Genomic DNA, 23,911 nt, shown 5'->3' on the forward strand with positions numbered 1-23,911 from the left:
TATTTTTTATGTCTAATTTTACAGAATCTCCAATCAAGCGACGTAAATCACGTCAAATTATGGTGGGCAATGTCCCTGTCGGTGGTGATGCACCAATTAGTGTTCAGTCGATGACTAATACGTTAACTACAGATGTTGCTGCAACGGTCGCTCAAATTAAATCATTAGAAGCTGTCGGCGCTGATATTGTTCGCGTAAGCGTTCCAACTATGGATGCTGCTGAAGCTTTTAAAGAAATTAAGAAACAAGTTGATGTTCCGTTAGTTACCGACATTCACTTTGACTACCGAATCGCATTGAAAGTTGCAGAGTATGGCGCAGATTGTCTACGTATCAATCCTGGTAATATTGGTAAGGAAGATCGTATCCGTCAAGTAGTTGAAGCGGCTAGAGACAACAATATTCCGATTCGTATTGGCGTAAATGGCGGCTCGTTAGAGAAAGATATTCAAGAAAAATATACCGAACCAACACCTGAAGCGTTACTAGAATCAGCAATGCGTCACGTTGATATTTTAGATCGTATGAATTTTCATGACTTTAAAGTAAGCGTGAAAGCGTCTGATGTTTTCTTAGCGGTTGGTGCTTATCGTTTATTAGCTAAGCAAATCGATAACCCATTGCATTTAGGTATAACTGAAGCGGGTGGATTCCGCGCGGGCGCTGTTAAGTCTGCCATTGGTTTAGGTATGCTACTCAATGAAGGTATCGGCGATACTCTACGCGTATCTTTGGCTGCGAATCCTGTGGAAGAAATTAAAGTTGGCTTTGATATTTTAAAATCATTAAAAATTCGCAGTCGCGGCATCAACTTTATTGCTTGTCCTAGTTGCTCTCGTCAGGAGTTTGATGTGATTAGCACAGTAAATGCCCTTGAAGAAAGACTTGAAGATATTCTAACGCCAATGGATGTTTCGATCATCGGCTGTATTGTTAATGGTCCAGGTGAAGCTACTGTGTCTGATTTAGGGTTAACCGGAAGTAGCAAAAAAAGTGGCTTCTATCTTGATGGTATTCGCCAGAAAGAACGTTTAGATAACAACGACTTAATTGATACGTTAGAAACACGGATCCGAGCGAAGGCAAAATTAATGTCTGAAGAAAACAAAATTGCCGTAAAGCACGTCGAAGAATAATACCTGTCTACTGCTGCAGTTATTTACGTTTAACCTGATAGCGCATATAATGCGCCGTTAATTTTCTATTAAGAGAGCTGATTTAGTGAGTAAAGCGATCCAAGCAATCCGGGGTATGAATGATTGTCTGCCGTCAGAAACCAATGTTTGGCAAATGGTTGAGGCTACGTTGCGTCGAGTAGCGAGTAATTATGGCTTTGCTGAAATACGCATGCCAATTGTTGAATCAACTGCTTTATTCAAGCGCTCTATCGGTGAAGTTACGGATATCGTTGAAAAGGAAATGTACACCTTTGATGATCGTAACGGTGATAGCTTAACGCTTCGCCCTGAAGGTACAGCAAGTTGTGTACGTGCAGGTAACCAGCATGGTTTGTTATATAACCAAGAACAACGACTATGGTATATGGGGCCAATGTTCCGTCATGAGCGCCCACAAAAAGGTCGTTACCGCCAGTTTCATCAGTTTGGAATTGAAGCGTTTGGTATTGCGACGCCAGATATCGACGCCGAAATTATTATGTTGTCTGCTCGACTATGGAAAGAATTAGGTATCGCAGAGCATGTTACATTAGAGCTAAACTCTCTTGGTTCAAATGAGGAACGTGCCGCTTATCGTGATGCCTTAGTTGCTTATTTAGAACAGCATCAAGATAAGTTAGATGAAGATAGCAAGCGCCGCATGCACTCTAATCCTTTACGTGTGTTAGACAGTAAAAACCCAGATGTCCAAGCAGCATTGATTGATGCACCTGCATTGACTGATTATTTTGGTGAAGAAACAAAGGAACACTTTGCCAATTTGAAAGTCTACTTAGACAATGCTGGAATCAACTATGTGATCAATGAACGTTTAGTACGTGGGCTTGATTACTATAATCGTACAGTATTTGAGTGGGTAACAGACAGTTTAGGTGCTCAAGGTACCGTTTGTGCTGGCGGCAGATATGACGGCTTAGTTCAGCAATTAGGTGGTAAAGCAACGCCAGGATTTGGTTTTGCTTTAGGTATAGAACGACTGGTCTTAATGCTGACTAGCTTAGAAAAGGTCAATAATATTCGTCCTCAAGTTGATGCTTACATCATCGCTTTAGGAGAGGGTGCGGATTTAAAAGCGATTACATTAGCTGAACAGTGGCGAGATAAAGTCCCTGAAATTCGTATTCAAAGTCACTGTGGTGGTGGCAATATGAAAAAACAAATGAAGCGTGCTGATAAGTCAGGTGCTCAAATCGCGTTAATTCTAGGTGAAGATGAAATTGCCCGAGAGCAAGTAACCGTCAAGTATTTACGTGGTCAACATGAACAACAAAGCTTAGCGTTTAACGAAGTTGCTGAGCTGTTAATCGGATTAATTTAAGGAAGTATTGTGGAAACATTTGAAACTGAAGAACAACAGGTCGAAGCGATTAAAAAGTTTTGGAGTGAAAACGGCAATCACATCATTGGTGGTTTAGTTGTAGGTTTCGCAGGCTTTATTGGTTTTAATTATTATCAAGACACTAAGCTTGCAAGTGAACAAGCTATTGCTGGCGAATATCAAGCGGTACTTGATAGCAAAGAAACAAACCATCAAGGCTTTAAAGAACAAGCTGATAAATTTATTCAAGCAAATAGCGAATCTAGCTATGCATCGCTTACAGCGTTAAGTTTAGCTAAAGATGCCGCAGAGCATAGTGATTGGGAAAAAGCAGCTGGTCATTTAACTATAGCAATTGAAAAAGCACCTAGTGAAGGCATCAAGGCTATTGCTACTGTGCGTTTAGCTCGAGTACAAATTCAACAGGGTGAATATGATAAAGCGCTAGCTATGGCTGCGACTAAATTACCAGAAGGCTTTAAAGCCGCTGCTGAAGAAATTAAAGGCGATGCTTACCTTAAGCAAGGTAAAAATGAGTTAGCGCGAAATGCTTATCAAGCGGCAATCGATGCTGATGGTTTAGCGACTAATCCTACGCTGCAATTAAAAATTGATGATTTAGCTCAAGCAACCAACTTAACCAAATAGTAGGCGTTTAAGTGAATAAGCAAATATTTAGTATTATAAATTTGAGAGTGCTGTTTGTTTTGGCTCTTACGAGTTTGATGGCGGCATGTTCATCTACAGACGATGACGAAGATGAAGCTATTAAAGTTGCAGAGCTGACTGAAATTAGTCAGCAATTTGATGCCGAAGTGGCTTGGGAAAAAAGTATTGGTGATGGAGTTGATGATTACTTCTCTCGCATTAAGCCAGCCTATGGATACAATAAAATATTTAGCGCAAGTCGAGAAGGAGACGTATATGCGCTTGATGTGTCGACCGGTGAACAAGTTTGGCATGTTGATTTAAGTGATGCAGATAGTGAACGTGGCTTTTTTGAAAATCGCCAACCAGCTTTGATTGCCGGTGGCCCCGTCACTGGAATTAATAAGGTTTTTCTTGGTACTGAAAATGGTGAAGTGTTTGCTTTAGATGCTGAAACTGGTGAACTTGCTTGGAAAGGAAAGGTTAAGGGTGAAATCATTGCCAGTCCTGCGCTAGATTCTGGTGTATTAGTCGTTAATAGTGCTTCTGGAATTTTAAAAGCATTTAATGCCTCAAGTGGCGAAGATATGTGGGAAGTCGACTTAGACGTACCACCATTAACGCTTAGAGGTATCAGCGCGCCAACTATTGCTGCTGGCGGTGTTATTGTCGGTACTTCTGCAGGTGAACTTTCAGTATTTATGCTTGAGAAAGGTCAACAAGGTTGGAGTGTTGATGTAGGTGAGCCTTCCGGCTCTACAGAACTAGAGCGTGTTATTGATGTAGACAGTCAAGCAGTAGTATTCGGTGACAAAGTATATTCAGTATCATCAAGGGGCAATTTAGTCGCAATTGATATCCGAAACGGGCGAGTGTTATGGAAGCGTCAATACTCTTCATATCGCCAGATGGCGATAAGTGGCAATACAATTTACCTAACTAACACTAAAGGTCATATTTATGCGGTAGACCGTATCAATGGTTTAGAGCGTTGGAGTAACTTAGCGCTAACTAACCGTGGTGTAACTGGTCCTGCTGTTGTTGGCAAAAATATTGTGGTTGGCGATTTTGAAGGTTACTTGCACTTTGTCAACACAGAAAGTGGTGAATTTGTATCACGTCATGAAGTAGATAGTAGTGGTATTCACACCACTCCAACTGTGGTTGATGGTATAATTTTCTCTCAAGCTCGTGATGGTTCACTGCAAGCGATAAAAGTGCCATAGCAATAACTACAGCCTTATAGGCTATAGTTAAATAGATGTTAAACGGCTCCATGCTTATGCATTTGGGGCCGTTATTAGTTTTATAGATAGATTAGAATTTAAAATTTTTGAGGTATTCATGCTGCCAGTCGTTGCTTTAGTAGGTCGTCCTAATGTAGGAAAATCGACTTTATTTAATCGCTTAACACGCACGCGAGATGCGTTGGTGGCTGACTACCCAGGGTTAACACGTGACAGGCAATATGGTCAGGCATCTGTTGAAGAGCATCCATTTATCGTTATAGATACTGGTGGTATTCATGGTGATGAAGAAGGAATTGATGCGTTAATGGCTGAGCAGTCGTTGATGGCAGTTGATGAAGCTGACGCCGTGTTATTTTTAGTTGATGCCCGTGCTGGTTTAACATCTGCCGATGAAGCGATTGCCGATTACCTTCGTAAGCAAGATAAAAAAGTATTCTTGGTTGCCAATAAAATTGATGGTATTGATGCTGATAGTGCCGTTGCTGAGTTTTTCAGTTTAGGTTTGGGCGAAACAGTTCATCAAATCGCCGCGGCTCATGGGCGTGGTGTAACACAGTTACTTACGCTAGCGTTAACGCCACATATTGAAGCGCTTGGCCAAGAAGTGGATGCAGATGATAACAACGATGCTGATGAGCTGATTTTTGAAGAAGGGCAAGAAGTCGAAGTCGACGCGCCAGAAGAAGATGACAAGATAAAGTTAGCGATAATAGGTAAACCAAACGTAGGTAAATCAACGCTAACCAATCGAATCTTAGGTGAAGAGCGTGTGGTTGTTTACGATATGCCTGGTACAACACGTGACAGTGTTTACATTCCGATGGAACACAATGGGCGTGAGTATACGTTAATTGATACTGCTGGGATTCGTCGTCGAAAAAATGTCAATGATGTCGTTGAAAAGTACTCAGTTATTAAAACGCTACGTGCAATTGAAGACGCTAATGTGTGTTTATTAATAATAGATGCAAGAGAAGGTATCACGGATCAAGATTTAAGCTTACTTGGCTTTATTTTAGAAGCAGGCCGTTCTCTTGTGGTTGCTGTTAATAAGTGGGACGGTATCGATCAAGAAATTAAAGACAATATTCATAAGGAATTGGATCGCCGTTTGGGCTTTATCGACTTCGCACGTATTCATTTTATCTCGGCGTTACACGGTACTGGCGTAGGTCATTTGTACGAATCTGTAGAGGAAGCGTTTGTTTCTGCTACAAAGCGCATTTCAACATCAATGGTAACTAAGATTTTGGATATGGCTGTCTTTGATCATCAGCCACCGATGCATAATGGCCGTCGTATTAAGCTGAAGTATGCGCATGCTGGTGGCTATAACCCGCCAATTGTTGTCATTCATGGTAATCAGACTAAGTATTTACCGCCTTCTTATAAGCGTTATTTGATGAATTATTATCGTAAGTCGCTAAAAATTATGGGGACGCCAATTAAGATAGAGTTTCGAGAAACCAGTAATCCATTTGCCGGTAAGAAAAAACTGACATTTACAGAGCAGAAAAAATTAGCTAGAGCTACACAAGGCTATAAAAAAGATTAGCATTAGAAAGAAAGGTCGCATCAGCGACCTTTCTTTTTTGCTCAATTGCTTTTCACGGCTAATTTGGCTAGTGTAATCAGTACACTAACCAATAAGTTGTAATAGATTAGAGTCTTATGGCTGAGCCAGTAAAAGTTGATGTAGTTAATCGATTGAATAGAAATTTAGGCCTACTTAATGCGGGAGCTACAGTTACGATTGATGTGGTAACTCCAGCAGGTAAGAAAGGCAAATTTCGTACAACTTTTATTGGTTACCTACAAAAGCAATATGTACTTATTCAATACCCTGATAGCAACAAGCTAGGTGGCTTTTCTCAATATATAACACAGGGAGCAAATATTACGGTTCGAGGCTTAATTGAAGGCCATGAAGGTGCTGTAGTCGCATTTGTTAGTCCTGTTAGACAAACCTTGCAGATTCCTTCTCGTTTAATGGTATTAGAATTTCCTAAAACGGTAAGTCTGCAAAGCCTTCGTTCAACTATTCGTATTGATACAGATATCACAGCGAAAATTAGAGTGGGTGAAGATTATTGGCAGGCAGCTATTATGGATATGTCCGTTAAAGGGTGTCAGCTTTCAATTTCCAACGGCGACAATTTATTGCTTAATAAAGAGCAGGATATTTTGATTGTTATAGAAGACTTTCACGGCAAGCAAAATGTAAAGCTTGAAGCGCAAATTTGCAATGTGAAACCTCAAATAGATGGTATTGCGGTCGGCGTTAAGTTTGCTAGCAAAGAAAATGACAAAGTCATTGAGCTATTACAAGTGGCATTAACCGCCGAGCTTTAATTTTGTTCTTTGCTAACTATTGCAGAGAAACTTCCGTCATTTACCTGAATGTTAATTGACTTACCCGGTGAAACATCGTGGCATGACTTCACTATATTTCCGTTTTCATCTCTTGTAATGCTATAACCACGGGCAATCGTAGCTAACGGGCTCACTAGGTTGAGCTGTTCAACGAGATGAGCAAATTTTGTCTGCTTTTGTTTCAATAGTATATTGCTACTTTGTTCGAATCGAACTTTTAAATCTTCGAGTTTATCTTGGTATTGCATTAAAGCTTTTTCAGGGGATAAGTGACTCAGCATTTGCCCTATAAACTGAGGTTTTTGATGTTTTACGTTTAAGTAACGTTTCATTGCTTGTAGTAAACGTTGGTTTAATTCATCGGCTTGCTGGTTATATGCCTGCAATTGTCGTTGAGGATCGTTTTGTTGTAGGCGGAAACTGAGTTGATGAGCTTGCTGGGCAAACAGTTTGTAATGTTGATTAAGCGCAGCACGTAAGCGTTGATGATAGTTAACTATTGTATTTAGTTGATCTTGCATATCGCCAGAAACAAGCTCCGCTGCGGCGGATGGTGTTGCGGCACGCTGATCTGCGACAAAATCGGCAAGCGTGGTATCTATTTCATGACCTACGGCACTGATCACAGGCAACTGACTAGACGCAATTGCTCTTACAACGTTTTCTTCGTTAAAAGACCAGAGATCTTCTAGTGAGCCACCCCCTCGACCTACAATAAGTATATCGACTTCATTACGCTGGTTTGCAATGGCAATACTTGCACAGATGTCAGCAGAAGCTTGCTCGCCTTGCACTAGGGCAGGGTAGATAATTACTTGGCTATTAGGACTTCGCCTTTTTAGTACACTTATAATATCTTTGATTGCTGCACCAGTTGGCGAAGTAACTATACCAATTTTATTGTACGATTTTGCCAAAGGCTGTTTGCGAGAAACGTCGAATAAACCTTCCGCTGCAAGTGTTGCCTTTAGTGCTTCATATTTCTGCCTGAGTAAACCTTCGCCAGCATCTTCCATTTGCTCAATAATGAGTTGGAAATCTCCTCGTGGTTCATAAAGCGACACCTTAGCCTTTACTAATACTTGCTGCCCGTTTTTTGGTTTAATTCTCGTGTAACGATTATTACCTTTAAACATGGCACATTTGACTTGAGACTTATTGTCTTTCAACGATAAATACCAATGACCGGAGCTGGCGGCGATGAAATTCGATATTTCACCACAAAGCCAAACAACATTTATCTCCGATTCCAGCATGAAGCGGACTTTTCGTGTTAATTCGCTCACTTGTAAAATATGTTGTTTATTAGTCATTACTTTGTCATTTATGCGCACTTAAGTTGCTATTTACCTATTATATCTATGAATTTGACTGATTTGGGGGAATTATTTTGTTTTTAGTTAAAAATAAAGTTTACCTTAGCGTCCAAAACGGTTAAAATTCTGCCGCAATATTTCCTCCTCCAAACTAACTTTGTGAGATATTGCAATGCTACGAATAGCCCAAGAAGCGTTAACTTTTGACGATGTTCTGTTAGTACCGGCACACTCTACGGTACTGCCTCATACTGCCAAATTAACTACCCAACTTACCCGTAAAATCAGCTTAAATGTACCTATGGTATCTGCGTCAATGGACACGGTTACTGAAGCTCGTTTAGCAATTACCTTAGCGCAAGAAGGTGGTTTAGGTTTTATTCACAAAAACATGACCATTGAAGAACAAGCGCGTAATGTTTCACAAGTGAAAAAATACGAAAGTGGGATCGTTTCAGATCCTGTAGTTGTTTTGCCAAATATTACTATTGAAGAAGTCATTAGCCTTGCTAAAGAGCAAGGTTTTTCTGGCTTCCCTGTTGTTGATGCTGAACATAACTTAGTAGGTATTATTACTGGTCGTGATTTACGTTTTGAAACTGATTTGTCGAAAAAAGTTTCAGAACTAATGACTAAAAAAGAAGATTTAGTCACGGTTAAAGAAGGCACTGAGCGCGAAGAAATTTTGCACTTGATGCACGAACACCGAATCGAAAAAATCCTAATGGTGGATAGTGCTTTTAAATTGAAAGGTCTAATTACTGTTAAAGATTTTAAGAAAGCAGAACGTAAACCAAATGCATGTAAAGATGAATTTGGCCGTTTACGTGTCGGTGCTGCAGTAGGTGTAGGTGCAGGCACAGACGAAAGAATTGATGCCTTAGTGGCCGCTGGCGTAGATGTATTACTTATCGATACATCACATGGTCACTCGCAAGGTGTAATTGACCGAGTTGCTGAAACTCGCGCTAAGTACCCAGATTTACAAATTGTTGCTGGTAATGTGGCAACAGGTGAAGGGGCTAAAGCATTAGCTGATGCAGGTGTAGATGGTGTTAAAGTAGGTATAGGCCCTGGTTCTATTTGTACTACACGTATCGTTACAGGCGTAGGCGTTCCTCAGTTAACAGCTATTTCAAATGCAGTAGATGCACTTAAAGGTACTGGTATTCCGGTTATCGCTGATGGTGGTATTCGTTTTTCTGGCGATATTGCTAAGGCACTTGTAGCTGGTGCGCACTGTGTAATGGTAGGCTCTATGCTTGCTGGTACAGAAGAATCTCCAGGTGAAGTAGAACTTTACCAAGGTCGCTACTATAAGTCTTATCGTGGTATGGGCTCTTTAGGTGCGATGGCGCAAAAAGAAGGCTCTTCAGATCGTTACTTCCAAAAAACTGATGGAGAAGCCGATAAGTTGGTGCCAGAAGGTATTGAAGGTCGCGTAGCATACAAAGGACCTGTTTCAGCAATTGTTCATCAGCAAATGGGTGGCTTACGTTCATCAATGGGCTTAACAGGCTCTGCTGATATTGAAGAGATGCGTACTAAGCCACAGTTTATGAAGATAACAGCGGCTGGTATGGGTGAGTCTCATGTTCATGATGTAACTATTACAAAAGAAGCACCTAACTACCGTATGGGTTAATAGAGGTTGAGGCCTTTTAGCCCAACTTCTTTGTTGGCGAATGCTCAATTACATTTGTACGTTTTGCGTCGCCGTCGCGAATTTGAACTAAAATACTCTCAATGAGTAAGTTCTTAAAAATTTTACAGGCTGATTTACTTTAAAAGTTTATCAGCCTGTTTTACTTAAATAACATAAGGTTTCGATATGACCAAAGATATCCATTCATCACGAGTCTTAATCCTAGATTTTGGTTCGCAATATACACAACTTATTGCCCGTCGTGTACGTGAAATTGGCGTTTACTGTGAGCTTTGGGCTTGGGATGTAACTGAAGAGCAAATTAAAGCGTTTGCACCATCAGGTATAATCTTAGCAGGTGGTCCTGAATCAGTTACTGAAGACAACTCACCGCGCGCACCAGAATATGTATTTAATGCCGGGATTCCTGTGCTAGGTGTTTGTTATGGAATGCAAACTATGTCTGAGCAATTAGGTGGTAGCGTTCAGTCTTCAGAGCACAAAGAGTTTGGTTATGCTGCAGTAGAGGTAATTGAAAAATCTGAATTATTCAAAAACATTGAAGATGCAATTGGTGACAATGGCAATGCAATGTTAGATGTTTGGATGAGTCATGGTGATAAAGTTGCGACGATTCCTGAAGGTTTTACTACAATTGCACAAACACCAAGCTGTGCACATGCAGCGATGGCGAACGAAGAAAAGAAATTCTACGGCGTACAGTTCCACCCAGAAGTGACTCATACCAAGCAAGGTATGCGTATGCTTGAGCATTTCATTGTTGATATTTGTCAGTGTGAAAAACTATGGACTTCAGCATCTATTATTGAAGACGCTATCGCGAAAATGAAAGAGCAAGTAGGTGACGATGAAGTCGTACTTGGTTTATCTGGTGGCGTTGATTCTTCTGTTGTGGCCATGCTATTGCATCGCGCGATTGGTGACAAGCTAACTTGTGTATTCGTAGACAACGGCTTACTTCGTTTAGATGAAGGCAAGCAAGTAATGGAAATGTTTGGTGATCACTTTGGTTTAAACATTATTCATGTGAATGCAGAGCAGCGCTTTTTAGATCGCTTAAAAGGTGAAGACGATCCAGAGAAAAAACGTAAGATCATTGGTAACGTATTTGTTGAAATTTTCGATGAAGAAGCGGGCAAATTAACAAATGCTAAATGGTTAGCGCAAGGTACTATCTACCCTGATGTGATCGAATCGGCAGCATCAGCTACTGGTAAAGCACATGTGATTAAATCTCATCATAATGTTGGCGGTTTACCAGAAGATATGGAACTAGGTTTAGTTGAGCCATTACGTGAATTATTTAAAGATGAAGTTCGTAAGATAGGCTTAGAGCTTGGTTTACCTTACAACATGCTTTACCGCCACCCGTTCCCGGGGCCAGGTCTTGGCGTACGTATTTTAGGTGAAGTTAAGAAAGAATATGCTGACTTACTTCGCCGTGCTGATGCAATCTTTATTGAAGAGCTTCATAAGCACGATTTATACAATAAAGTATCGCAAGCATTTACCGTGTTTTTACCGGTGCGTTCAGTTGGAGTTATGGGAGACGGACGTAAATACGATTGGGTAGTGAGCTTACGTGCTGTTGAAACTATCGACTTTATGACGGCTCATTGGGCTCATTTACCTTATGACTTTTTAGGATTAGTGTCTAATCGCATCATTAATGAAATCGATGGTATTTCGCGCGTGGTTTATGATATCTCAGGCAAGCCACCTGCGACTATTGAATGGGAATAATAACACTTTCTAAAGGTGCTTTGGCTTAACTTGTTTATCAGGAGTGCACACGTAGTTTCCTACGTTTTGCGCTCCTTGTTTCAAACGATACCAAAAAGAAAAGCAGCTCAATGAGCTGCTTTTTTAATTCATGAAACTTGTTATGAAAGTTTAATTGCCACTTTCACATATTTCCTTGCTAATTAGATTACTCGTAAGAGCGCTCCATCCACATGATTTGCATTTTCAAGTCAGCGATTTCCTTTTGAGCGTCCGCTAACTGCTTGGCTAAAGTGCCATCTTCGTTGTTTAACTCTTCGTTGATGTTTGATAATGCTTTGTCGTCATCGTGTGCCATGTCATACCCCTAAAATGTAATAGCTAATGTAATATTACAAAATAAATGACATTTTGTCATTGGCTAACATGAATAGTTGAAATAATAACCAGTGATAAATGTAAAGAATGAACAACAATTAGCATGCTAAATTTATTTAGAGTTATAGAAATTTGCCAACTTGTTTATGTTTTTCTGAGTAATTGAAGGGAAATCTTCTCGCACATAATATTCCTGAAAAAACGATGAAAATATCGTGCTCTGACTGACTTCATCTAAAACACTTATCAACTCATCACCACGCATTTCATCAGTTAAACAGCAAGTTATGTAGCGATTAATGACTATTGGTAAATTTAACCCTTTTTGCTGTAACGCCAAATCTACTTCGATAAAAAATGCAGCACCGCTCCAGTAATTTCTCATAAATGACCGCTGTTTTCGCATATTCTGGCTAGCAATAAAGAGCATATCGTCATTCATTGACGTGTTTTTTCGTCCTCTTTTAAGTCCTGCACTAATTCGTTCTACAAATTCTGTAGAGCTTAATAAGCCAGCTTTTAGCATAATAATTTGTTGACTATAAGTAGCAAAACCCTCGCTAAGCCATCGGGCATCATCGCTTAGAAAAGGTAAGTATAGGTGAGATAATTCGTGATATAAGGTCCAATCGTTTTTTAAATCATTAATAGAGAATTTTAGCGAAGTATGGAGCAATATCGAATTGTCCATTCTATTTACTTGTCCCCATGGCACAGGCTCGTTATTTCTTTTACTGGGTTTTACGCGAAATTTAATTGGTTTAAATGGTAGTTTATGAAAGGTTTTTTCTGTAGCTTTTACGCCAAATTTCAACCATTGTTGAATTTTTTCGTGTTGGTGCTTAGCAATGTCTTGCTTATTTTGCCATAAATAATTGGCAGAATGAGCAGGAAGGAAAACCAGGAAAAACGTGATTAGCACTATAAACTTTTTCATACCGAGAGCTCATTATGATTGGTGACAATAAGTGTAGGTGATAAAGTTATAATTAAATTTTCAAAATGTTAGAAAGTATTTAAAGTTGGCAGCATTAAATAGAGTAATTATTTTTAGTCACTCGTAACATATCGAAATAACTAAACTGACATTAGATTGAATTAGAGTGAAGAAACTTTCATGAAGGGTATATTCGAAATATTTACCAAGTTTTTTGTACTAGGCTGTACAAGTTTTGGTGGTCCAGCAGCGCATATTGGCTATTTTCAGCAGGCCTTCGTGCAAAAGCATAAGTGGTTGAGTCAACAGGAGTTTGGTAACTTGGTTGCGCTAAGTCAGTTTTTACCTGGCCCAAGCTCTAGCCAGGTTGGATTTGCTATAGGTTGTCATAGGGGCGGAGTATTAGGAGGTTTCGCGGCTTTTCTAGCATTTACCCTACCATCGGTTGTATTAATGTTACTGCTGTTTTTTGTTGGTTCGGAGTTTGCCAATACCATCTCCTTTAAGGGGGTAGTTTATGGATTGAAATTACTTGCGGTTGTTGTTGTTGCTGATGCTATTGCAACAATGGCAAAAAGCTTTTGTCACAGGCTTTGGCAAAAGGGCATGGCACTTGTCGTGGCAATCATTTTGATCTTTAGTCCGTTTGCTGGTACACAATTTATTCTTTTAGCTGGAGCTGCAATCATAGGACATTTGTTTTTTACCAACCCTTCGGTAATTGGTAGTGAACAAGCTAGTTACGCTAAAACTAATAAACCTGTCCATCAGCTAAATTGGTTAGTATTTTCTCTCTTTATTGTACTGTTGTTAGGTGGTATTTTCATTACTGGTGGCAATGCGGTTGTTCAGTTAATTAAAGACTTTTATGTCGCTGGTAGCTTAGTGTTTGGTGGTGGGCACGTTGTATTGCCTTTATTACAGGAATCGGTTGCCGCTACTATGGGACAAAATGAGTTTTTAACTGGTTATGCTGCGGCGCAAGCGGTTCCAGGCCCTATGTTTACTTTAGCGACATACTTAGGAGCTAATATCCTATCGACTTCACCAGTGTTAGGAGCCGTCATTGCGACAGTAGCTATATTTTTACCTGGCTTTCTGCTGATAATTGCGTTTCAACCAGTGTGGCAACAATACGCGGCAAATCCCAAAATTTCAGGAGCGTTGACTGCTGTTAATGCTGCAGTTGTCGGTTTGTTGATTTCCGCTTTTTATCAGCCAGTTTTGAGCTCGGCAATAAATGGCTGGTTAGATGGATTGCTAGCCATTATAGGTATTATTTTGCTCAGAATAATTAAAGTACCAGTATTGACCTTAGTGCTGAGTTTTGGTGCTTTAGGTGTATTGATGGTACAAACTATCTATTAATCGCTAATTAAGGGAGTTTGCTATGCGTTTTGTGATGAAACAAAAGATTTTTTCGTTAAGGGATAGTTTTGAAATTTTTGACGAAAATGACACCTTGGCGTATGTCGCAAAAGGTGGCTTTGTCAGTATTCGTAAGGGGTTAACGCTTAAGAATAATTCTGACCAAAACGTAGCGAAGATACGCCAAAAACTTATCGCGTGGAAGCCAACGTTTTATATTAAGTTTAATAATGGTTATCGATGTAAGATAAAGAAGTGCTTCTTTCCACTTTTTAAAAGTCGATTTTTAATTACCACTCCACAGGCTGAAATAGTGATCGATGGAGATTTTTGGGCACACGAATATCAATTTAGCTGTAAAGGGGAAGAGATCGCCAATGTATCCAAACGGTGGTTTAGTTTCAGTGATACTTATGGTGTTGATATAAAATACCCAGAAGATGTAGAGCTTATATTATCAGCTGTTGCAGTAATTGATATGGTTATTCACGATGATAGTGGCAGTATCTCTAGTGACTAATAGTCATTTAGCTAATTAGTCACATAAAGCATGATAAGGAAGAAGCCTAAAATAATGGCATTGAATGCAAGAATATAAGCAAAACCCTTAATGCCATCTTTTGCTTTAAAGCCTTTTTGTTCTAAATAGAACCACCAAAAGCCACACATTAAAATTGGCAGTAAAAAAAATAGTCTAATCATGTAGTTAATTGTTCATTTGTTTGTTTTAGCATAGAGTAGTTTAACTTATTTAGCTAGAACTCTGGCGGTTGTTTTGTTCTATAAGTGCAGTCAGTGGTTTCCGGATACTATACAAAAATAGCAGGCTTGGAATGACCATCAACGAAGTTAGGATGAAAAATAGCGCCCAATTGCCATCTAGCCAATCAACAATAATACCGGAATAAGAACCGAGCATAACTCTGCCAAAAGTGCCTAGCGAAGCCATGAGTGCATACTGACTGGCGGTAAAGCTTTTATTACAAAGTACTGACAGCAATGCTACAAAGGCAACAGAACCCCACGCGGAAGTAAAACCGTCAACAAATACAGTCAATGCAAATAATGGCTTGCTTGGCCCAACAATCGCTATCACAGAAAACAGCAGGTTACTGGCAGACATCGCAATACCACCGATAAATAGTCCTTTTAAAATCCCGTATCGAATAGTAAAAACACTGCCAATTAATGAAAATACAATAGTTGTTGCCCAGTTAATGAGTTTAGAGTAATAAGCGATATCTTCATTAGAAAAGCCAACTTCACGATAGAATACGATAGACATTCTACCTAAGTAAGCTTCACCTAGTTTAAACAAGAAGATAAACATTAAAATTGAAATTGCCAATCGCGCACCATTGCGGGTAAAAAACTCTTGGATAGGGGCTACTAAGGTCGTTAAGATCCACGCAGTAACGCTAACCAGTAGACTAGAGTTGCTCGGTTGGCTAGATGTTTCATGATTTGATAATGCCCGGTTTAGTCGCGTTAACTGAAAGATAAATAAAATAAGAAGAATGAAAACTGTTAGCGTTAGACTGGAGAACTGAAAGTCTTTGCTGATAAGGTTATTTGGCCAACTAGGGTAACCAATATTAGCGTAAACAACACTCGCCATAATCAGTGGCAAAATAATTAAGATACCGACACATCGCATCGTAAAATGAGGGAGAACTTTTAAATAGTTTTGCTCAATTTTATTAAGAGTTTCTTCTCGTTGGCTGCTTGGTTCTTGAACGACTAATGCGGTAAGCATTAATATCGCCATTATTGCCGCCAAAACAAGGAAAACTTCAGACCATTGCCAATTAGGTGAAGTCACTAGAATAAAGGGGATGCTGCCAAGTCCCGCATAGCCTGTCCACCAACCAGCTGTTGCCATCGCCGAACCTGCTGCCATCAATTCACTATCACCATTGCTTAATGTATCGATGCGAAATGCATCAATGGCAATATCTTGTGTCGCTCCGTTAAGTGCTATAAATAGCCCAAACAATGCCATGAGGTTTAACTGGCTTGAAGCGTCTAACGTACTAAGCTTCAATGTGCATAAACAGATAATAAATTGGGTGACTAAAATCCAACTTCGCCTCATGCCCAGCTTTAATGTTAGTAGAGGTATTTTCACGCGATCGGCAAGAGGTGACCAAAGAAAGTTGATGCTATAGCAGGCAAAAACTAAACCGAATAACCCTATACTAGAACGAGAAAGCCCTTCATCTTTTAGCCACCCCGTCATTGCTGAACCGACTAACACCCAAGGAAAACCACTCGCAATACCGAAACAAAAAATGCTTAATAAACGACGATCTTTAAAGTAACGGAGAGATTCGGTAAAAGAGTGGGGAGATGACATGATTGCTTAGCATGATGAAAATTGGCTTAAGCCTATCAAAGAGTACCTAGATACAAAAGCGATAATTATTGGAGATTAAGGTAAAGGTCTCCAGCCAATACAATCTATAGGGTAGCTACCAGTGCCAGAAAAGAAATCTAAACAAGTAGTGATCTCACTTTTGAAGAATAAATTGCTGTTAAGCGCTTGAGCACCATGTAAACTTATCTCATGTATCAGGTGCCAAAACACGCGCTCTTTGGCACTGCCAGGTGTTTCATCTCTGACCGATAATAGTGACCATTCTTCCATTGTATCCATAATAAACTTATCGAGTTCAGTATAATGGAGTGACTGATCGATGACGGCATTTATATATGCGCGTATTTGGGTGATTTTGTCGTTGATAAACTGCTCAATTATCATGTGAAATTCTGCCTGCTAGCGTGTAAACAATTCCTTTGCTCGATTTAATTTTATTTGTACGAATACTTTAGTTATCGAACAATAATCGCTATAAGTCAAAGTGCTGTTACAAAAAAACAACAAGTGAATGAATTTATAGATAAAGTATTTTAAGGCCAAATTCTTGGCCTTGTGATTTAGAAAGGGCAGTTATTCAGCGGGTAATAAGGTTGCTTTTATTAATGTGATTGGTTCGACAGGTACATCATCCCAACCCATTACATCACTGTATTCGGTTTTTACCATGCCCATAGCTTCAATTACCTCAAAGCCTTCGACAATTTCTCCAAAAACAGTGTAACCCCATTGGCGACCTGGGTTTAAATTAGTGTTGTCTGCCAAGTTGAAGAAGAATTGACGGTTTGCCGTATGAGGGCGACTCTCTTTGGCCATGGCAATAGTGCCCTCATCATTTTTTAAGCCATTTCCCGACTCGTTGACAATGTCTGGATGGGTTTTTAAATGGGTGAAGTCTTTATCGTAGCCACCACCTTGAACGATATAATTTTCAAGCACTCGATGAAAAATGGTATTGTTGAACTCGCCTTCAACGACATAAGTTAAAAAGTTATTAACAGTAAGTGGAGCTTTAATTCGATTGAGTTCGACGATAATAATGCCCATTGATGTCTCAATTTTAACTTTAGGGAATAAGTTGTCTGGATCAATGATTGAGTTTTTGGCTTGAACGTTAAAGCCAGTTAATAGCATTAAAGCGAAAAATAAACTACGCATGTTTAATTCCTGATAAATTCAATGAACTCATGGTTATTAGCAATATCGCTGACGATTTTACCGAGCTGTTGATTTAAATCGCGTTCTAGTACGGCAATGTCCGCTTGTAACGGGCCTTTACTATTACTTGTGGATTTCAGTGTGTTAGTTAATGTTTTTTCTCCTTTTTTAATCAAAATAGTTAATTGGATATCACTATTTGATTGATACTTCATCAATTCTTGCTGAACGCTCACTATTGCTCTATCAATTGTAATATTGATTTCTGTTGCACCACCGTTGGTATCTAAGCCTTGCGAGTTTAAATAAGGCGTTAAATTATTACTGATAGCCTCAGTAAGCGGCGTAGATGGTGAATAGAGTTGCGCAGCTTTATCTGTTCTTAAAACTTGGACGATATGATTATTCGCTCGGAGGTCTTTAATCATCAGCGTCGCTTGTTGGTTTAAATATATGACAGATGGTTTACTAGTTACTTGCGGCGATAAAATTATATGACTAGGTGTTGTGCTACAGCCAGCAACTAAAATGACTACTATTAACAAAATATATTGATTTAAATTACTCAAGTTAATTGCTCCTATGACTTGATACTCGACAATACAACGAATTTTTTATTACTGGCAATTGTTGTACAGTTACCAAAAATTCTTTTTAACTTAATGTGATAGCCCAATTGACGGTTGCCAATAATCCTTAATTCACCACCAGATTTCAAGACACGTTTACTGTCGTTAAACATTTGCCAAGCAATATGATCTGTTGTTGCGTGTTGTTGATGAAAAGGGGGGTTACATAAAATTAGGTCTGCGCTGCTATTGGTTTCATTGGTTAAACAGTCGTCGGCTTCAAAACGGCATTGGGCAAGTAAATTGGGTAAGTTCTCGCTAATGTTATCGTGAGTTGAAGCTATCGCCATATAAGATTCATCTTTAAATATTAAATTAGCCCCTGCCTGGTTAGCCAGAACAGATAAACCAATTACACCATTGCCACAACCTAAATCAATTACGGTTTGTTCAGGTTTTACTTTGGGCAAATGTTGTAAAAAGAACCTTGCGCCAATATCTAAGCTTTCGCGTGAAAATACACCAGCATGATTACTAATGTTAAATTTGGTGCGCTCTAGTGGCCAGCTGATATTCGATGTTAACGTCTGCTGCGCAGGTTTTGATAGTAAGGAAAAAACAAGACGAGATTTTTTCACTGCCAGTGAAGTTTGTGTTTCTCCTAAAAAGTGCTCAAACACTTTTAAGGTAGAGCTATGAATATCTTTAGCCCTGGCTCCGGCAATAAACTTGGTTGTTTCGCCATATTGTCCAGCAATTTGTGCTAGTTGATGACTAAGAAGTGCCCTACTTTTGGGTATTCGATATAAAATTAAATTAATAGATTCTGGTAATTCGCTTAGTGAATCTAAATAGCTGATGGTGTCATCAGCCAAATTATTTTGTTCAATATTATATCGGCAGCCTTGATGACTTAGGTATGAGTCACTGACACAATATATTTTATGCTTTGTGAGGTTACAGGCTATTGCACCAAAGCTATCGTTTACTATTAGGATGTTTTTCTTGCCAACGAGATATTCTTGCTCCTGACAATATGATAATAAATATTCATCAGTAGCATCCCACGCTTGCAAACTGCGATTAACTTGCGCAATAGGAAAACGATCTAAGTGTATTGGTTTATCCTGAACAATAAATGGACTTAACATAATCTAATATAAAAGCGAAAAGTGATAATATTGTCGCAAATTCTATAGCGATCATCCAACGCTAGCTAACATTTTAAGGGGTTAACGATAAATATTAGTGCAAGTAATGCTCATCTTAATTTTGAGCCGAATTTTTTATCGTCATCACAGGCTAGGCAATTATTCGATACATTGCAGTCTTCACTTAATTGGCGACAAGATGAAATATATGTTTATGGTCGTGCGGTTGCTATCCCTCGTTTGCAGGCTTGGTATGGTGATAGTGGGCAAGAATACCAATATTCTGGTTTGAAGATGACGGCAATGCCATGGACTAAGGAGTTGGTAGACATTAAAGCGAAAATTGAAGCAGTCACAGGCTGTCAATTTAACAGCTGTTTAGCAAATCTTTATCGCGACGGCAGTGATACTGTCGGCTGGCATAGTGATGATGAACCTGAACTTGGTGCTCAGCCTGTTATTGCGTCACTATCTTTAGGAGAAACACGAAATTTCCAATTGAAACACAAAACGTTAAAAGAAAAATTAACCATACCTTTGAATTCTGGCAGCTTATTGGTCATGGCGGGAGAAACCCAGCATGCTTGGCAGCATTGCTTACCACGAACAAAGCGATTAAAATCGCCGCGCATTAACTTAACTTTTCGTAAGATTATTGGCTAAAACCGAGAGTGTTATCTTCCTTTTTTCATTGAAAACTAAATTATCTTTTGTGCTAGTAGGTTAGCTAGTTTTGTCGAAAAAAGAAGGTAAACAATTGGCACTCCACCTGTGACAAACTAGAATTAAAGTAAGTTTTGATAGGTTTTGCGCAGTAATGTTAAGGAGTGATTTTTTCGTAATGCCTGCTTTAAGGGAGCTTACATGAATATAGCGACAACAATAGAACAAAAACTTCTCTCAGCATTTTCACCTATTCATTTAGATGTCGTTAATGAGAGTAACCAGCATAATGTGCCAGTGGGTAGTGAATCACATTTTAAGGTAGTGATTGTATCTAAAAACTTTGAAGGTGAGCGGTTAATTAAGCGCCACAGAGCAATAAATCAAGTGTTAGCCAATGAATTGTCTGAGCATATTCATGCGCTAGCTCTTCATACCTATACTGAAAAAGAATGGCATGACTATTATGCTGACAGTGTTCCTCTTTCACCTAAATGTTTAGGTGGCAGCAAAACCTAACGTTAATACTCATAAATTTTCGTTTAATGTTTACAATTTTATAAATGCGAATTTTTATTCGCATTTATTTTGCCTTAATTTTCTGTTATTACTAGCGCAGACAAAATAATAATAATTTGGGCGTGTGCTTTTTAAGATTGAATTTACTCAATGTAAAGGCGTGTGTCCTAGTATAGTTTGGGGAATTGAATGCAAGGCTTGCAACAAGTCGTGCAGCTAATTGACAAGGTCACCACATTCTTAGGCAAGTGCGTTGCCTGGCTGACCTTATTTATGGTTGTACTTACTTTTTTGATCGTCGTATTGCGATATGGGTTTAATCTTGGCTGGATTGCCATGCAAGAGTCGGTGTTGTACTTACATGGCTTAGTTTTCATGCTAGGCGCAGCCTATACGCTCAAACATGATGGCCATGTTCGAGTAGATATTTTCTATCAACGATTTTCGGTAAAACAAAAAGCGTTTGTTAATTTATTTGGCACCTTATTCTTGTTGCTACCGGTTGTTATCTTTCTATTTTTCATTAGCCAAGAATATATCTTAACGTCGTGGCGTATTTTGGAACAGTCTTCGGAAGCTGGCGGCTTGCCATTTGTCTATTTGAGTAAATCCTATCTATGGTTACTCGCTATTTCGTTAGGTATGCAAGGATTTAGCGAAGTATTGCGTAATATCTTAATTTTAAAAGAACAGTCTAAAGTCGCTTTGCAAGGGAAGGTGTAATGGAATTTATCCCCTTATTAATGTTTATTACTGTCTGTTTAGTTTTATTAATTGGTTACCCTGTAGCTTTCACATTAGCCGGAGTGGCACTTATTTTTGCCGGCGTAGGCGTCGCTACAGGTACATTTGAACCTTTATTTTTGAGTGCTTTGCCGAGTCGGCTATATGGCGTTATAAATAATCAAACATTACTTGCTGTACCATTATTCGTGTTTATGGGGGCAATGTTAGAACGTTCAAAGATTGCTGAAAACCTACTAAATGCTATGTCTTTGTTAATGGGGCGCTTTCATGGTGGCTTAGGAATAGCAGTGACGCTTGTCGGAATGCTATTGGCGGCAAGTACCGGCATCGTTGGTGCAACTGTTGTGACCATGGGGTTATTATCGCTTCCTACCATGATCAAACGTGGCTATGATCCTAAATTTTCAACAGGCATAATCTGTGCGACGGGAACTTTAGGGCAAATTATCCCGCCTTCGATTGCCTTAGTGTTATTAGGTGATGTGCTATCAAGTGCTTATCAGCAAGCCCAATTAAAAATGGGTATATTTAGTCCTGAAACAGTTTCTGTGGGTGAGTTGTTTGCTGGCGCTGTTATACCAGGTTTGATGCTAGTCGCATTTTATATGCTTTACTGTATAGCCGTTGCTATTTTTAAACCCCAGTCAGTACCTAAAGTACTGAGAGATGATATAGAAGGTATTGATAGTGATGTTTCAATAGGCGCTCTGATTTTCGGTGCGTTAATACCGCCTATGCTATTAATTGTCGCGGTACTTGGTTCAATTTTGTTTGGATTTGCCACTCCTACAGAAGCTGCAGGTGTTGGTGCTATGGGAGCGCTAATATTAGCCTTGTCTCAAGGGCAACTCACAAGAACCAACTTATCCGCTGTCACACAAAGTACCGTTAAGATTACCTCGATGGTTTTCCTGATTTTAATTGGCGCGAGCTTATTCTCTTTAGTCTTTAGAGGGTTTGGTGGTGAAGAGTTAGTTCACGGCTTCTTTGAACAGATGCCTGGTGGGGTACTAGGGGCGACATTGATCGTCATGTTAGTGATTTTCTTACTTGGTTTTATCTTAGATTTTATTGAAATTACCTTTGTCGTTATTCCAATTGTTGCACCTGTGTTATTAATGATGGGACTTGACCCTATTTGGTTGGGTATTATGATAGCAATTAATCTGCAAACCTCGTTTTTAACGCCTCCTTTTGGCTTTGCATTGTTTTATTTGAGAGGGGTAGCAAATAAAGTCGTTAAAACGTCAGATATATACAAAGGTGTAATACCATTTATCGGAATGCAATTGTTACTATTAGTTGCATTGGCGCTATGGCCAAGGCTTGTTACTTGGTTGCCAGAAATTATGTATGGATAACAAAATGAACAGAATAATTAAAATAATTAGTGTCGTCGCTATTACTTGTTTAACTTTGACTGGATGTGGCCAACAAGAAACCGTTGCTAAGGCTGAGGCATCTGTGCAACAGAGTTTTCAGTGGAAAATGGTTACTTCATGGCCAAAAAACTTTCCTGGTTTAGGTGTTGCCCCTGAAAAATTCGCAACCTTAGTAAACGAAATGAGTGCTGGCCGATTAAAAGTACAGGTGTATGGTGCTGGTGAATTAGTACCCGGCTTTGAAGTGTTTGATGCAGTATCACAAGGCACAGTGCAAATGGGGCACTCAGGCTCATATTATTGGAAAGGGAAGATCCCAGCTTCACCAATTTTTGGTGCGATTCCGTTTGGTATGACAGTGACAGAATTAAATGCTTGGTTGCACTACGGTGGCGGTTTGGAACTATGGCAAGAGTTGTATAAACCATTTGGTATTATTCCAATGGCTGGTGGTAACACAGGTGCACAGTTTGCTGGCTGGTTTAAAAAAGAAATTAACAGCATGGAAGACTTGAAAGGTCTGAAGATGCGTATACCTGGCCTAGGTGGTGAAGTATTAAAGCGTGCTGGTGCGATTCCTGTTACTTTAACTGGCGGAGAGATATTCTCTTCATTGCAAAGTGGTGCAATTGATGCGACTGAATGGGTTGGGCCATACAATGACTTAGCGTTTGGATTTTATCAAGCAGCGGAATACTACTACTCTTCAATTTGGCACGAACCTGGAACAGGTTTAGAGTTCTTAATTAATGAAAAAGCCTACAAGGAGCTTCCAAGCGATTTACAAAAAATTGTCGAAGTAGCTGCAAGAGCCGTTAATGAAGACACATTGGATGAATACAATGCTCGTAATAACAACGCGCTTCAAACGCTGATTAATAAGCACAAAGTACAGATGCGCACGATGCCAGCACCTGTCATGGCTGGTTTAAAAGCGATTACTGACGAAGTTATTGCTGAACAAGTTGCCGCTGATCCTAACTTTGCTAAGGTCTGGCAGTCATATAGCGAGTTTATGGCATCCATTCGTACGTATCACGACTCAACGCTTAAGCCATATTTCGAAGCACGTTAACTCTATCAAGGTGCCTTTGCCTATGGCTTGGCACCCAACTCACTGCTGCTCGTACCTCTTTTAACGTAAAGAAAGGTACACTATGCACAATTTTTTATTCTAATTACTTAAGAAAA

General features: G+C 39.4%; 24 protein-coding genes. 15 read left to right on the plus strand and 9 right to left on the minus strand.

Annotated elements, in window-relative coordinates:
• Nucleotides 1-8 precede the first annotated feature (8 nt).
• The 6 genes from ispG to HII17_RS11370 all read left to right on the plus strand — a co-directional run bounded on the left by ispG (nucleotide 9) and on the right by HII17_RS11370 (nucleotide 6,746).
• Nucleotides 9-1,136 carry a flavodoxin-dependent (E)-4-hydroxy-3-methylbut-2-enyl-diphosphate synthase gene (gene ispG / locus HII17_RS11345; protein ID WP_169075479.1) on the plus strand — a complete coding sequence of 376 codons (1,128 nt, stop codon included), beginning with the start codon at nucleotides 9-11 and terminating at the stop codon, nucleotides 1,134-1,136.
• Nucleotides 1,137-1,221: 85 nt separating this feature from the next.
• Entirely contained in the window at nucleotides 1,222-2,496 is a 1,275-nt protein-coding gene (hisS, locus tag HII17_RS11350; protein ID WP_169075480.1) for a histidine--tRNA ligase, read from the plus strand.
• 9 nt (nucleotides 2,497-2,505) lie between these two features.
• On the plus strand, nucleotides 2,506-3,144 hold the full coding sequence (locus HII17_RS11355; protein ID WP_169075481.1) for a YfgM family protein: 639 nt from the start codon (nucleotides 2,506-2,508) through the stop codon (nucleotides 3,142-3,144).
• 11 nt (nucleotides 3,145-3,155) lie between these two features.
• Nucleotides 3,156-4,370 carry an outer membrane protein assembly factor BamB gene (bamB, locus tag HII17_RS11360; RefSeq protein WP_328824528.1) on the plus strand — a complete coding sequence of 405 codons (1,215 nt, stop codon included), beginning with the start codon at nucleotides 3,156-3,158 and terminating at the stop codon, nucleotides 4,368-4,370.
• A gap of 118 nt (nucleotides 4,371-4,488) precedes the next feature.
• Nucleotides 4,489-5,949 (plus strand): ribosome biogenesis GTPase Der, encoded by a 1,461-nt coding sequence (der, locus tag HII17_RS11365; RefSeq protein ID WP_169075482.1) that lies wholly within the window; start codon nucleotides 4,489-4,491, stop codon nucleotides 5,947-5,949.
• A 116-nt stretch (nucleotides 5,950-6,065) separates the two neighbouring features.
• Nucleotides 6,066-6,746: a PilZ domain-containing protein gene (locus HII17_RS11370; protein ID WP_169075483.1), complete on the plus strand. Its 681-nt coding sequence runs from the start codon at nucleotides 6,066-6,068 to the stop codon at nucleotides 6,744-6,746.
• On the opposite strand, the gene xseA is transcribed toward HII17_RS11370, so the two are convergent.
• Nucleotides 6,743-8,080, minus strand: coding sequence for an exodeoxyribonuclease VII large subunit (gene xseA, locus HII17_RS11375; protein ID WP_169075484.1), 1,338 nt, complete (start codon nucleotides 8,078-8,080; stop codon nucleotides 6,743-6,745). The genes HII17_RS11370 and xseA overlap by 4 nt on opposite strands.
• A 175-nt stretch (nucleotides 8,081-8,255) precedes the next feature.
• Between xseA and guaB the strand changes: the two genes are divergently transcribed.
• Both guaB and guaA read left to right on the plus strand, forming a co-directional pair.
• Nucleotides 8,256-9,728: an IMP dehydrogenase gene (gene guaB / locus HII17_RS11380; RefSeq protein WP_169075485.1), complete on the plus strand. Its 1,473-nt coding sequence runs from the start codon at nucleotides 8,256-8,258 to the stop codon at nucleotides 9,726-9,728.
• Nucleotides 9,729-9,914: 186 nt separating this feature from the next.
• Nucleotides 9,915-11,492, plus strand: coding sequence for a glutamine-hydrolyzing GMP synthase (guaA, locus tag HII17_RS11385; RefSeq protein ID WP_169075486.1), 1,578 nt, complete (start codon nucleotides 9,915-9,917; stop codon nucleotides 11,490-11,492).
• 187 nt (nucleotides 11,493-11,679) lie between these two features.
• Here the strand turns inward: guaA and HII17_RS11390 are convergent, their stop codons facing one another.
• Nucleotides 11,680-11,829, minus strand: coding sequence for a hypothetical protein (locus tag HII17_RS11390; RefSeq protein WP_169075487.1), 150 nt, complete (start codon nucleotides 11,827-11,829; stop codon nucleotides 11,680-11,682).
• 132 nt (nucleotides 11,830-11,961) lie between these two features.
• Nucleotides 11,962-12,786 carry a M61 family metallopeptidase gene (locus tag HII17_RS11395; protein ID WP_169075488.1) on the minus strand — a complete coding sequence of 275 codons (825 nt, stop codon included), beginning with the start codon at nucleotides 12,784-12,786 and terminating at the stop codon, nucleotides 11,962-11,964.
• Nucleotides 12,787-12,966: 180 nt separating this feature from the next.
• Between HII17_RS11395 and chrA the strand changes: the two genes are divergently transcribed.
• Both chrA and HII17_RS11405 read left to right on the plus strand, forming a co-directional pair.
• Nucleotides 12,967-14,154 (plus strand): chromate efflux transporter, encoded by a 1,188-nt coding sequence (chrA, locus tag HII17_RS11400; RefSeq protein ID WP_211185330.1) that lies wholly within the window; start codon nucleotides 12,967-12,969, stop codon nucleotides 14,152-14,154.
• Between the two features lie 22 nt (nucleotides 14,155-14,176).
• A complete protein-coding gene (locus tag HII17_RS11405; protein WP_169075489.1) occupies nucleotides 14,177-14,674 on the plus strand; it encodes an LURP-one-related/scramblase family protein in 498 nt (165 codons plus the stop codon).
• A gap of 11 nt (nucleotides 14,675-14,685) precedes the next feature.
• On the opposite strand, the gene HII17_RS11410 is transcribed toward HII17_RS11405, so the two are convergent.
• From HII17_RS11410 to HII17_RS11435, 6 genes are all read right to left on the minus strand, one after another.
• Nucleotides 14,686-14,856 (minus strand): hypothetical protein, encoded by a 171-nt coding sequence (locus tag HII17_RS11410; RefSeq protein WP_169075490.1) that lies wholly within the window; start codon nucleotides 14,854-14,856, stop codon nucleotides 14,686-14,688.
• 49 nt (nucleotides 14,857-14,905) lie between these two features.
• Nucleotides 14,906-16,510 carry an AmpG family muropeptide MFS transporter gene (locus tag HII17_RS11415; RefSeq protein ID WP_169075491.1) on the minus strand — a complete coding sequence of 535 codons (1,605 nt, stop codon included), beginning with the start codon at nucleotides 16,508-16,510 and terminating at the stop codon, nucleotides 14,906-14,908.
• A 75-nt stretch (nucleotides 16,511-16,585) separates the two neighbouring features.
• Entirely contained in the window at nucleotides 16,586-16,915 is a 330-nt protein-coding gene (locus HII17_RS11420; protein WP_169075492.1) for a hypothetical protein, read from the minus strand.
• Nucleotides 16,916-17,104: 189 nt separating this feature from the next.
• Nucleotides 17,105-17,689: a peptidylprolyl isomerase gene (locus tag HII17_RS11425; RefSeq protein ID WP_169075493.1), complete on the minus strand. Its 585-nt coding sequence runs from the start codon at nucleotides 17,687-17,689 to the stop codon at nucleotides 17,105-17,107.
• A gap of 2 nt (nucleotides 17,690-17,691) precedes the next feature.
• On the minus strand, nucleotides 17,692-18,258 hold the full coding sequence (locus HII17_RS11430) for a YajG family lipoprotein (protein WP_169075494.1): 567 nt from the start codon (nucleotides 18,256-18,258) through the stop codon (nucleotides 17,692-17,694).
• A gap of 11 nt (nucleotides 18,259-18,269) precedes the next feature.
• Nucleotides 18,270-19,409: a methyltransferase gene (locus HII17_RS11435; RefSeq protein WP_169075495.1), complete on the minus strand. Its 1,140-nt coding sequence runs from the start codon at nucleotides 19,407-19,409 to the stop codon at nucleotides 18,270-18,272.
• Between the two features lie 93 nt (nucleotides 19,410-19,502).
• Between HII17_RS11435 and HII17_RS11440 the strand changes: the two genes are divergently transcribed.
• From HII17_RS11440 to HII17_RS11460, 5 genes are all read left to right on the plus strand, one after another.
• A complete protein-coding gene (locus HII17_RS11440) occupies nucleotides 19,503-20,072 on the plus strand; it encodes an alpha-ketoglutarate-dependent dioxygenase AlkB family protein (RefSeq protein WP_328824532.1) in 570 nt (189 codons plus the stop codon).
• A gap of 201 nt (nucleotides 20,073-20,273) precedes the next feature.
• Nucleotides 20,274-20,591: a transcriptional regulator BolA gene (bolA, locus tag HII17_RS11445; protein WP_169075496.1), complete on the plus strand. Its 318-nt coding sequence runs from the start codon at nucleotides 20,274-20,276 to the stop codon at nucleotides 20,589-20,591.
• Nucleotides 20,592-20,780: 189 nt separating this feature from the next.
• The gene (locus HII17_RS11450; protein ID WP_169075497.1) at nucleotides 20,781-21,314 is read left to right on the plus strand and encodes a TRAP transporter small permease subunit; all 534 of its coding nucleotides are present in this window, start codon (nucleotides 20,781-20,783) and stop codon (nucleotides 21,312-21,314) included.
• On the plus strand, nucleotides 21,314-22,699 hold the full coding sequence (locus HII17_RS11455) for a TRAP transporter large permease (RefSeq protein ID WP_169075498.1): 1,386 nt from the start codon (nucleotides 21,314-21,316) through the stop codon (nucleotides 22,697-22,699). Before HII17_RS11450 ends, HII17_RS11455 begins: the two co-directional genes overlap by 1 nt.
• A 4-nt stretch (nucleotides 22,700-22,703) precedes the next feature.
• Entirely contained in the window at nucleotides 22,704-23,795 is a 1,092-nt protein-coding gene (locus HII17_RS11460; protein ID WP_211185332.1) for a TRAP transporter substrate-binding protein, read from the plus strand.
• Nucleotides 23,796-23,911: the final 116 nt, after the last annotated feature.

Source organism: Thalassotalea algicola (assembly GCF_012932965.1).
Taxonomy (GTDB): domain Bacteria; phylum Pseudomonadota; class Gammaproteobacteria; order Enterobacterales; family Alteromonadaceae; genus Thalassotalea_F; species Thalassotalea_F algicola.